This is a genomic window from Haemophilus parainfluenzae ATCC 33392, from assembly GCF_031191205.1.
GTDB lineage: Bacteria > Pseudomonadota > Gammaproteobacteria > Enterobacterales > Pasteurellaceae > Haemophilus_D > Haemophilus_D parainfluenzae.
This window is the reverse complement of sequence record NZ_CP133470.1, coordinates 1185015-1197080: the sequence shown is the minus strand read 5'-3', so window position 1 is coordinate 1197080 and position 12066 is coordinate 1185015. Positions and strand designations below refer to the sequence as shown.

Genomic DNA, 12066 nt, shown 5'->3' with positions numbered 1-12066 from the left:
TGTAAGAATAACACAAATTAACCTAATTCAATGAGGAAATTATGAAAGTAACAAACAAAATCAAAGCATTATCAGCAATGACGTTAGCCGCTGCGACATTATTTTTAGCGGGTTGCCAAGCGCAATCTAATACCTTAACTTTTACCCCTCAATCACCGACTGCATCAATGAATATTAACCAATCCGCAGTGGTAACAGTTAATACTCGTGATTCTCGTCCACAACAAGAAATTGCAACTTATACTAAATCAGGCGAGCTAATTAAATTAAATGCCTCACCAAGCGTTACTCAACTTTTCCAACAAGTGATGCAACAAAATTTAGTCAGCAAAGGTTTCCGTATCGGACAAGCGAATAATGCAAATGCTGGTGTAACCGTTGAAGTGAAAGAATTCAACACTCACGTAGATCAAGGCAATTTACGTTATACCTTGAACAGCAAAATTCAAGCGGTTGTTTATGTACAAGGTCCACGCGGACAATACAACAAAACCTTTAATGCAACCCGTTCACAGTCTGGCGCATTTAATGCGAGCAATGATGAAATTCAAAAAGTGTTAGGCGAAACCTTCAAAGATATTGTTAATAATATTTATCAAGATCAAGAAGTTACTAACGCAATTAATCAATATACCAATTAATTAAAAAGTGCCGTGTCCTTTTTAATAATCACTTGACGAATACGCCTTTCAAGCGTAACATTCGACCGATTTTTTAACGAGAAGGACACACACTTTGGACAGTCATAGTCGATACCGAATATCGCTCTAGACTCTCGCCTCTTATCAGCGAGAGTTCGCTGGTAATCAATTTACCTTTCTTCGGCATCTTTTATCGAACGAAACCCATTTTAAAACATACAAAAATTTGACCGCACTTTTCTCTAGTGCCAATTTCGTTTGATCTTTTTTTGTTCACAGTTGGATCTTCATAATCCCAAAAGGAGTATGACCAATGATTAACGCTTTTGCCATTAACGATTCCCGCTTGGTTCGTATTGATGACGAACCAGCCGATCTCAGCTCTGCCATTTGGTTAGATTTGCTGGAGCCGACAGGGGAAGAACGTGAAATGTTGCAAGAAGGCTTAGGACAAAGTCTCGCCTCATTCCTCGAATTGGAAGATATCGAAGCATCTGCACGTTTTTTTGAAGACGAAGACGGCTTGCACTTACACTCATTCTTCTATTGTGAAGACGAAGAAAACTACGCTGACCTCGCAAGCGTGGCGTTTACTATTCGTGATGGCCGTTTATTCACTCTGCGTGATCGTGAATTACCGGCATTCCGTTTATATCGTATGCGTTCCCGTAGCCAACGCTTATTGGAATGCAATGCGTATGAAGTCTTACTCGACTTATTTGAGACCAAAATTGAGCAATTAGCGGATGTTATTGAAAACGTTTATGCCGATTTAGAAAAATTAAGTCGTGTGATTTTAAACGGTACGCAAGATGAAGCTTTCAATGAAGCCTTAAATACCCTAACAGAACAAGAAGATACCAGTTCTAAAGTGCGTTTATGTTTGATGGATACACAACGCGCGTTGGGTTTCTTGGTGCGTAAAACTCGCTTACCGCCAAATCAGTTAGAACAAGCACGAGAAATCTTACGAGATATCGAATCATTGCAACCGCATAATGAATCATTGTTCCAAAAAGTAAACTTTTTAATGCAGGCGGCAATGGGTTATATTAATATCGAGCAGAATAAAATCATGAAATTCTTCTCGGTGGTGTCGGTTATGTTCCTACCGGCAACACTTGTGGCATCTACTTACGGGATGAACTTTGAATTTATGCCAGAGCTCCATTTTAAATATGGTTACCCAATGGCTATTGGATTAATGATTGGTGCGGCGCTTACGCCTTATATCTATTTTAAACGGAAAGGTTGGTTATAATGGAAATTTCCCAAACTGCATTATTTTTAGGATCGATTATCGATCTGTATTGTTTAGTGTTAATTTTACGCGTATGGCTCCCCTTAGCGAACGTGGATTATTACAATCCTATTTCTCAATTTACGCTGAAATTTACCCAACCGGTTATTGCACCATTACGTAAAGTTTTTCCTGTGGTGAAAAAAGTGGAAACGGCGGCACTGTTTTTAGTCTTCTTGCTTTGCGGACTAAAATCGATTCTCTTTGGCGGATTAAATCTCAGTTTCTTCTTACTATTGGGCATATTAGGACTAATTAAAAATATCGGTGTGGCAATTTTCTATGTGTTAATCGCCAGTGCAATTTTAAGTTGGTTTAATCGTGGCAATAATCCTGCATTCTATGCGTTATATCAACTTACCGAACCATTATTGAAACCCATTAAACGCATTTTACCAACTATAGGCATGATTGATTTTTCACCAATGGTGATCGCCATTATCCTATTATTTTTGAATAATCTCTTTTACGATTACTTTAACCTTTTATGGGCAATTGCCGCTTAAATTGCGGTTAAAAATAATATTATTTTTTCGGGCTGGATTTTCCAGCCCTTATTGTAAATGTGATAAGTAAATTTAGTTATGTCAGCAATCGAACAAACACCTGAAGGACTACGTCTTAAAATCATTCTGCAACCCAAAGCCAGTAAAGATCAAATTGTGGGATTACATGATGATGAACTCAAAATCACGATCACCGCACCACCTGTTGATGGTCAAGCAAATGCTCACTTGCTGAAATTTTTGAGTAAAACATTCAAGGTACCTAAGAGCTCAATAGTTCTTGAAAAAGGTGAATTAAACCGACATAAACAAGTTTGGATTCCTTCGCCCAAATTAATTCCATCTGAAATTCAAAATCTCTTATAAAATCAGTAAAAAAATCACTGCACTTTCTACCAATTTTCCCCGTTTTACGCTATCCTATACCACATTTTATAAAGCAAAATATGCCGCAAAGTGCGGTCAAAATTTAAGGTGATTTTCTATGCAACAACATTACCGTCCTGATTTGATTGAACCTGCCGTTCAACAATATTGGGCTGAAAATAAAGTCTTCAAAGCGATCAAAGATACGTCTAAAGAAAAATATTACTGTCTTTCAATGTTCCCTTACCCATCAGGTCGTTTACACATGGGTCATGTGCGTAACTACACCATCGGTGATGTGGTTTCTCGTTATCAACGTATGAACGGTAAAAATGTTTTACAACCGATTGGTTGGGATGCATTCGGTTTGCCAGCGGAAGGTGCTGCGATTAAAAACAAAACTGCACCAGCAAAATGGACTTACGAAAATATTGAATACATGAAAAACCAGCTCAAAATGTTGGGCTTTGGTTATGACTGGGATCGCGAAATTGCGACTTGCCGTCCGGAATACTACAAATGGGAACAATGGTTCTTCACCGAGCTTTATAAAAAAGGCTTAGTTTACAAAAAAACCTCAACTGTAAACTGGTGTCCGAACGATGAAACCGTATTGGCGAACGAACAAGTGCACGAAGGTTGCTGCTGGCGTTGTGACACTCCGGTAGAACAAAAAGAAATCCCACAATGGTTTATTAAAATCACTGACTATGCAGAACAATTACTAGGTGGATTAGACCAACTACCACAATGGCCAGACATGGTTAAAACCATGCAACATAACTGGATTGGCCGTTCTGAAGGGGTGGAAATTACGTTTAATGTGGCGGATACCGCAGAAAAAGTTTCAGTTTATACCACCCGCCCAGATACTTTCTATGGTGTGAGCTATTTAGGTATCGCAGCTGCTCACCCATTAGCAGAATTAGCAGCAGAAAAAAATCCTCAATTGGCTGAATTCATCCGTGAAGCAAAAAATGCCAAAGTGGCAGAAGCAGACCTTGCTACTATGGAGAAAAAAGGGATGGCAACCGGCTTATTCGCTATTCATCCATTAACCGGTGAAAAATTACCAATTTGGGTCGCAAACTTTGTATTAATGCATTACGGTACTGGCGCAGTCATGGCAGTTCCAGCACATGACCAACGCGACTTTGAATTTGCTCAAAAATACAATTTGCCAATTAAACAGGTAATCGCACCGCTTGCAGATGAAGAAATTGATTTAACCAAACAAGCTTTTGTTGAACACGGTAAATTAGTGAACTCTGCTGAGTTTGATGGTTTAGATTTTGATGCTGCATTCAACGGTATTGCGGACAAATTAGAAAAATTAGGCGTGGGCAAACGCCAAGTTAATTATCGTTTACGTGACTGGGGCGTTTCCCGTCAACGTTATTGGGGTGCACCAATTCCAATGCTCACCTTACCAAACGGTGAAACCATACCGGCACCAATCGAAGATTTACCGATTATTCTGCCGGAAGATGTGGTCATGGATGGCGTGAAAAGCCCAATTAAAGCAGATCCAAACTGGGCGAAAACCACCTTCAACGGTGAACCTGCATTAAAAGAAACCGATACCTTTGATACCTTTATGGAATCGTCTTGGTACTATGCACGCTATACTTCACCAAGCTATGCTGAAGGCATGTTGGATAAAGATGAAGCCAACTACTGGTTACCGGTGGATCAATATATCGGCGGTATCGAGCACGCGACCATGCACTTGCTCTACTTCCGTTTCTTCCACAAACTATTGCGTGATGCAGGTTTCGTAACGAGCGACGAGCCAGCACAAAAATTATTATGCCAAGGCATGGTATTAGCGGATGCGTTCTATTACACCAGTCCGACTAACGAGCGTATTTGGGTAAGTCCAACGCAAGTTACTCTTGAGCGTGATGAAAAAGGTCGTATTATCAAAGCAACCGATCCGGAAGGCCATGAATTGGTGCATACCGGTATGACCAAAATGTCGAAATCCAAAAACAACGGTATTGACCCACAAGAGATGGTGGAAAAATACGGTGCAGATACTGTGCGTCTCTTCATGATGTTCGCGTCTCCTGCAGAAATGACGCTTGAATGGCAAGAATCTGGCGTGGAAGGAGCAAAACGTTTCTTAGGTCGTGTATGGAATTTGGTGTATGAATACAGCCAAAATCCCGCAAAAACGGCTTTAGATGTAACCGCACTTTCTGCAGACCAAAAAGCGCTTCGCCGTGATGTGCATAAAACGATCGCCAAAGTGAGCGATGATATTGGTCGTCGTCAGACTTTCAATACCGCTATCGCGGCAGTAATGGAGTTAATGAATAAATTAACCCGTGCGCCATTAGAAAGTGAACAAGATCGTGCGGTGATGGCAGAAGCATTAAGCGCAGTCGTACGTATGCTTTATCCAATCACACCACATATCTGCTTTGAATTATGGAAAGCCTTAGGCAACGAAAGTAACATCGATCATGCCGAATGGGTGAAAGCTGACGAAGCAGCGATGGTCGAAGATGAAAAACTTATCGTGGTACAAGTCAACGGTAAAGTACGTGGTAAAGTCACCGTTGCTGCCGATGCGGATGAAGAAACCGTGAAAACGGTTGCATTTGCAGATGAAAATGTGAAGAAATTTACTGACAATACACAAATCGTGAAAGTGATTTATGTACCAGGTAAGTTATTAAATGTGGTGGTTAAACCGCAATAATCCATAAAATAACCGCATTTTATTCCAAGAGTTGTATAAACGACTCTTAAACAAAATAAAGTGCGGTGAATTTTACAGGTAATTTTTATGATGAAATCAATCAAAACGATCTGCTTTGTTGGGGCTACTGTCTTTTTAACGGCTTGTGGTTGGCACTTCGATAATGGTGCGGCTGTTCCTGCAGAATTAAAAACAATGGCTCTTGAAAGTAGCGACCCATACAGTGAAATGTCAATGGCAATGCGTAAGCAACTGCTTAGCAACAACGTAAACCTTGTTCCTGCAAAACAAGGTGTGCCAGTGTTGCGTTTAAATAAACAGACTTCAAGCGATAAAGTCGCATCTGTCTTTAAACAAGGCCGTGAAGCAGAAAAAGTACTGACTCTTGATGTTGAAGCAAGTGTACGTTTGGCAAACGGAGAAACCTATCCAATCTCTGCAAAAATCAACCGTACTTTCTTTGATAACTCACGTGCTGCATTAGCAAAATCAGCTGAACGTGATGTGATTTGGAATGATATGCGTGAACAAGCGGCTCGCCAATTAATTAATAAAATGGCCGCCTTGCAACATCAAGTTCAAGGAAAATAATGAACCGCATTTTTCCTGAGCAACTGGCCTCTAACCTGAACAGCCATTTAGCGAAAGTTTATTTCTTGGTTGGGACAGATCCCCTGTTGCTCAGTGAAAGTGAAGATCTGATTCATCAATCTGCTCTTCTTCAAGGTTTTGATGAAAAAAATCAAATCACTATAGATACTAATACTGACTGGCCCGCATTAATCGAGGCCAGCCAGTCTATGGGACTCTTCTTTAATAAGCAAGTTTTCATTCTCAATTTACCCGAAAATTTGACCACACTTTTGCAGAAAAACCTTCTGCAATTTATCAGTGGATTAAATGAAGATAGCTTGCTTGTCCTCACCTTGCCTAAATTGTCTAAAGCAGCCGAAAAACAAGAGTGGTTTATTCAGGCGAATCAACTTGAGCCACAAGCTATTATCGTGAACTGCCAAACACCGAACTCAGAACAACTTTCTCGTTGGGTGAAGCATCGTACAAAAAATATGGGATTATCAGCTGATGAGGAAGCCATTCAATTGCTTTGTTACAGCTATGAAAACAATCTACTGGCATTGAAACAAGCATTACAGCTTTTAGATTTGCTTTATCCTGATCACAAACTCACGTATAACCGCGTTAAATCAGTCGTAGAGCAATCTTCTGTTTTTACCCCTTTCCAATGGATTGATGCATTGCTATCAGGCAAAGCAAACCGCTCAAAGCGAATTTTACGTGGTTTACAAGCTGAAGATGTGCAACCTGTCATTTTATTGCGTACTTTACAGCGTGAACTACTCACGTTGTTAGAATTAACAAAACCACAGCTACGCAATCCATCTCTTCAAATGAGTTTGCCAACACAGACACTCAAAGCGGATTTTGATCGCCTCAAAATTTGGCAGAATCGTCGTCATCTTTATACTGCAGCGATACAACGACTCACCTATCAAAAGCTCTTTGAAATATTGCAAGAATTAGCAGATATTGAGCGCATAACCAAACAAGAATATGCTCAAGACGTGTGGGTAAAATTGGCAGACTTATCGGTTAAAATTTGTTTATAAAAAAATCTCGGCGTTAACCGAGATTTTTTATTATTGCGCAATTTTTAAATCTTGATACAGATAATTTCGATAGCTATTCACTAAATCCATATCCTCGGAATCTTCTAGCTTACCTTGGCTTAACTGACGCATAGCAATATTCGCTCGCATAAAGTCATCTTTCGGAGATAAACCTGCCACATCAAGTAATACACCACCAACAAAGGCTAAATCTAAGAAATCTTGCTGTTGAACAAAGTCGGTTTTACGATTAGTTCTAACTACAAATTGAGTCACATAATCCGGGTTCGCAAAGTTACCTTTTTTCGGTGGAAGCTGATTATCAAAAGCGACTTGATGATCACCAAAATAACCGAATACATAAGGTGTTTCACGCGCTTTTAAATAATCATTCAAACCTTCGATCGCCTCATTAAGACTAGCGATACGGTCAATATAATCATTTAAACAAGAAATCGCTTTCCCTCCTAAACGCTTACTTGCCAAATTAAAGTGGTTTGGCATGTTCGTGTTGTAAGGGCCGTGCTCTTTCATCGTGAGCACATAAACAAACATTGGCTGTTCCACATTTTCCAATGATGGATGCTGTTTCTGTAAAATAAGCTTGGTGTAGTACATCATCTCTTCACTGCTAATATGCCAGAGATTTTTGCTGATTGATGCCGGATAACCTAAATCTTGTGGTTGCAACATCAAATCAAAACCAAAGTGGTCATAAGCTGGTTTTGCGTTGTAGTTACCTTTCGTAAAAGGCGATAACGCCACACAAAAATAGCCTTGCTCACGGAGATTTTTAATAAACCCCGTCTGTAAGTGTGGTACAACCGAATAAAACACGCCACTTGCCAAAGCACCAAAATCCGTTGAAGGCACACCAGCAAGGAAAGCAAATTCAGATTTCCACGTTGCGCCGCCCACCGTATGTACGCGCAATGGACTTACAAATGCGGTATCTTCTTGCTTATTAAACATCGAAAATGGCGGGATGGTTTCTGCATCAAAATCAAATTGATGAGGATTCAAGGTTGATTCTTGTAGACACACCACAATATCGGGCTTTTCTGCACTTTCAGTTTTTCTCTCAGCCTTTTCACTTAAAAGTGCGGTCATTTTTTCTTTAAATTTTTGACTATTACCTTCAAATTCTGGCACTTTAAAGAATACGCCACGACAAGACATTGGTAAGTTTAAAAAGACATCTCGACCATCATCTGGCAATGAATCTAGCCAGACTTTTGTCGCATCTGGATCTTTAGAATAATGCCACATTAATGCAAAGCTCATTGCAGCAAGTATTGCTGCGAATACACGAAATCCATTTGAAACACTTTCTACATCTGACCAACCAAATATAGCATAACCCAATAGACCTAATAACCCTAACACGCCGAAAATCGCCCCTTTATAATGTAAGAGGGTTTCCCAATTTCTCCAGTCTGTTACGAGCCAAAAATCTGAAATGAGTAAAGGTTGTTTGTAGTAATGAATTTTCATTCGATGGAATAACATCAACACTACAAAAAGTACAGACGCAAAATTCAGTCCGCGTTGCCATTGACCGGTTCTTGCAAACATAATGCTAAATAATAAAACGAATAACGCAATCGCAAAAAAATACGTCCAACGATAGTGCGAATTGACGATAAAAATCACCGTCGCAATAAAAAATAAACTCAGAAAAATACTTGGAATCATAATAAATAAATTTGATTAAATGTTATTTGACACTTTCAGCCACTAAACGCTGAATCAGCTTTAAATTAGCTGGGGGGAATTGCCCTGCATCAAGCTCACTTTGTTCAAGCCAAAAACCTTCCTGACCTTCTCGACCAAACGGCTCGCCAATCCATTCAGTGACCAGATAAAAACTAAAATCTAAAATTTTGGTTGGATATTCAAATTGAAAACGTTCGTACAGCTCAGCATTTAAAATGTGAATGCCAATCTCTTCTTCCAATTCTCTTTTTAAGGCTTCTTCAGGGGTTTCATCTGCATCAACTTTGCCACCCGGAAATTCTAATGCTTGCGCAAAATCTTGCCCTTCTAAGCGTTGGGTCAAATATAGCTGCCCAAATTCATTACGAATAATTCCTGCCGCAACTTGAATGATAGGCTTACTCATCGTCTTTCCTTATCTCAAAAGTAGAAAGAGCGGTCATTTTTAGCGGTGTTTTAAACACGCAAAAATTTAACCGCTCTTTACCTTAACTAAGCATATCGGGCTTTACTGCCGTGACAATGCTTGTATTTTTTACCTGACCCACAAGGACAAGGTTCATTACGTCCAATATGGCGATCAGAATAGTCCTCGCTTTGAGCTTGCTCTGTATTTTCATCTACAGGTTGATGTGTTAATGCTTCACGTTCAGCCATTTCCTGACGTGCACGTTCCGCTTCTTCAATCTCTTCCTGTGTACGGACTTTCACTCGAGTAAGTGTCGTAATCACATGATGTTTTAAAGAATCCAACATTTCAGTAAACATACGGAAAGATTCTTTTTTGTACTCTTGTTTTGGATCTTTTTGCGCATAACCACGTAAATGGATACCTTGACGTAAATAGTCCATTGCCGCCAAGTGCTCTTTCCAAAGCTCATCAAGAGTTTGTAACATCACACCTTTTTCGAAATGACGCATGGTTTCTTCACCCGCAAGCGCTTCTTTCGCTTTGTATTCATCTTCGGCTTCTTGAATAATGCGCTCACGCAAGTTTTCTTCATGAAGATTGTTATTTTCTTCCAACCAATGTTCAATTGGTAACTCAAGACCAAACTCTTGTGCTAAACGCTCTTCTAAGCCTTTAATATCCCATTGTTCTTCCAATGATTGTGGTGGAATATATTGGTCAATCACATCGTTAAATACATCGCTTCGGATAGCTTTGATAGTCTCTGAAATATCATCGTTATCGAGCAAGTAATTACGTTGTTCGTAAATCGCATGACGTTGGTCGTTAGCCACATCATCATATTCAAGCAAGTTTTTACGACCATCAAAATGGAAAGCTTCCACTTTCGCTTGTGCCGACGCGATCACTTTAGCAAGAAGCTTAGACTCCATCGCTTCGCCTGGTTGAGTGAAGGCTTTACGCATCATATTTAATTTACCTTCATTTAGATAAATACGCATTAAGCCATCTTCTAAAGAAAGGTAGAAACGTGAAGAACCTGGGTCACCTTGACGACCTGAACGACCACGCAACTGGTTATCAATACGACGTGATTCATGACGCTCTGTCCCGATAATGTGTAAACCACCGGCTTGCATCACGATCTCGTGATTTTTCTCCCACTCAGCTTTAAGTGCCTCAATTTGCTCTGGAGTTGGGTTCTTTAATTTTGCAGCTTTTGCTTTCCAGTTACCGCCCAGGATAATATCGGTACCACGACCGGCCATATTGGTTGCAATGGTTACAGCACCTGGTGCCCCCGCTTCAGCAACAATTTCCGCTTCTTGTGCGTGGAATTTTGCATTCAATACGTTGTGTTTGATACCCGCTTTATCTAACGCTTTAGAAAGCATTTCAGATTTTTCAACAGATACAGTACCAACAAGAACCGGTTGATTACGTGCGACACAGTCTTTGATATCCTCAATAATCGCATTGAATTTGTATTCTTCATTCTCAAACATGACGTCCGTACGATCATCACGAATCATTGGACGGTTGGTTGGGATAACAACAGTTTCTAAACCATAAATTTGTTGGAATTCAAAGGCTTCGGTATCTGCTGTACCAGTCATACCCGCTAATTTGTCATAAAGACGGAAGTAGTTTTGGTAAGAAATCGACGCAACAGTTTGGTTTTCACTCTTAATTTCTACGCCTTCTTTCGCTTCGATCGCTTGGTGTAAACCATCAGACCAACGACGACCCGCCATAGTACGACCAGTATGCTCATCGACGATCACGATTTCGCCATCTTTCACGATATAGTCTACATCACGCTCAAATAAGGTGTTTGCACGTAATGCTGCCATAACATGGTGTAATAATACAATGCGTGCAGGTGAATAAAGTGAATCACCTTCAGGCATTAAACCTTGTTCGATTAACCAATTCTCTACTTTTTCTTGACCTCGCTCAGTCAAATACGCCTGTTTAGTTTTAAGATCTAAGGTGTAATCGCCTTCACCGGTATATTCTTCCGTATCTTCTTTTTCTTGCTTAATTAAATTCGGAATTAATTTATTTACCGCAATATAAAGCTCAGAACTGTCTTCCGCTTGACCTGAAATAATCAATGGCGTACGCGCTTCATCGATTAAAATTGAGTCCACTTCATCCACTAACGCATAGCCTAAATGACGTTGGAAACGCTCTTCTTTGGAATGCGCTAAGTTATCACGAAGGTAATCAAAACCTAGCTCGCTGTTTGTCGCGTATGTAATATCTGCCGCATAAGCTTCACGTTTTGCTTCAGGCGGTAAACCAGGGATATTCACCCCAACAGTCATCCCCAAGAATTCAAATAATGGGCGGTTAGTTTCCGCATCACGACGTGCTAAGTAATCATTCACTGTCACAACGTGCACGCCTTTACCTTCCAAAGCCATCAAATAGCAAGGCAAGGTTGCGGTTAAGGTTTTACCTTCACCAGTACGCATCTCTGCGATACAACGATTAGTGAGCACCATACCACCGATTAATTGTACATCGAAATGACGCATACCAAGCACACGCTTACCTGCTTCACGCACGGTAGCAAACGCTTCTGGTAAAAGTTGTTGTAGGGTTTCACCGTTAGCTAAACGGCTACGGAATTCTTCTGTTTTTGCTCTTAATTCATCATCACTTAATGCTTCAAAAGCTGGCTCCATTTTGTTGATTTTCGCCACTTGTTTTCTTAATCTGCGTAAAATACGTTCGTTACGGCTGCCAAAAATTTTTGTTAAAAAACTCATAATTTCTCTTTCA

10 protein-coding genes are annotated in these 12066 nt (G+C 40.1%); 7 read left to right on the top strand and 3 right to left on the bottom strand.

Annotation, left to right across the window (positions count from 1 at the left end; translation table 11 throughout):
• Window positions 1–41: 41 nt before the first annotated feature.
• The 7 genes from RDV53_RS05895 (at window position 42) to holA (ending at window position 7148) form a co-directional block, all read left to right on the top strand.
• Window positions 42–641: a YajG family lipoprotein gene (locus RDV53_RS05895; RefSeq protein ID WP_005695369.1), complete on the top strand. Its 600-nt coding sequence runs from the start codon at window positions 42–44 to the stop codon at window positions 639–641.
• A gap of 313 nt (window positions 642–954) precedes the next feature.
• Entirely contained in the window at window positions 955–1902 is a 948-nt protein-coding gene (corA, locus tag RDV53_RS05890) for a magnesium/cobalt transporter CorA (RefSeq protein WP_005695368.1), read from the top strand.
• A complete protein-coding gene (locus RDV53_RS05885) occupies window positions 1902–2447 on the top strand; it encodes a YggT family protein (protein WP_005695367.1) in 546 nt (181 codons plus the stop codon). Before corA ends, RDV53_RS05885 begins: the two co-directional genes overlap by 1 nt.
• Window positions 2448–2525: 78 nt before the next feature.
• Window positions 2526–2813 (top strand): DUF167 family protein YggU, encoded by a 288-nt coding sequence (gene yggU, locus RDV53_RS05880; protein WP_005695366.1) that lies wholly within the window; start codon window positions 2526–2528, stop codon window positions 2811–2813.
• Between the two features lie 118 nt (window positions 2814–2931).
• Window positions 2932–5520 (top strand): leucine--tRNA ligase, encoded by a 2589-nt coding sequence (gene leuS / locus RDV53_RS05875; protein ID WP_005695363.1) that lies wholly within the window; start codon window positions 2932–2934, stop codon window positions 5518–5520.
• 87 nt (window positions 5521–5607) lie between these two features.
• Window positions 5608–6111 carry an LPS-assembly lipoprotein LptE gene (locus RDV53_RS05870; RefSeq protein ID WP_005695362.1) on the top strand — a complete coding sequence of 168 codons (504 nt, stop codon included), beginning with the start codon at window positions 5608–5610 and terminating at the stop codon, window positions 6109–6111.
• Window positions 6111–7148, top strand: a complete 1038-nt coding sequence (holA, locus tag RDV53_RS05865) for a DNA polymerase III subunit delta (RefSeq protein ID WP_005695361.1) — start codon at window positions 6111–6113, stop codon at window positions 7146–7148. Before RDV53_RS05870 ends, holA begins: the two co-directional genes overlap by 1 nt.
• Window positions 7149–7178: 30 nt before the next feature.
• Here holA and RDV53_RS05860 read toward each other — a convergent pair whose 3' ends face one another.
• The 3 genes from RDV53_RS05860 to secA form a co-directional block, all read right to left on the bottom strand.
• Window positions 7179–8843 carry a sulfatase-like hydrolase/transferase gene (locus RDV53_RS05860; RefSeq protein WP_005695360.1) on the bottom strand — a complete coding sequence of 555 codons (1665 nt, stop codon included), beginning with the start codon at window positions 8841–8843 and terminating at the stop codon, window positions 7179–7181.
• 22 nt (window positions 8844–8865) lie between these two features.
• Window positions 8866–9270 carry an 8-oxo-dGTP diphosphatase MutT gene (mutT, locus tag RDV53_RS05855; RefSeq protein ID WP_005695359.1) on the bottom strand — a complete coding sequence of 135 codons (405 nt, stop codon included), beginning with the start codon at window positions 9268–9270 and terminating at the stop codon, window positions 8866–8868.
• A gap of 86 nt (window positions 9271–9356) precedes the next feature.
• Window positions 9357–12053 (bottom strand): preprotein translocase subunit SecA, encoded by a 2697-nt coding sequence (gene secA / locus RDV53_RS05850; protein WP_005695358.1) that lies wholly within the window; start codon window positions 12051–12053, stop codon window positions 9357–9359.
• Between the last annotated feature and the right edge of the window lie 13 nt (window positions 12054–12066).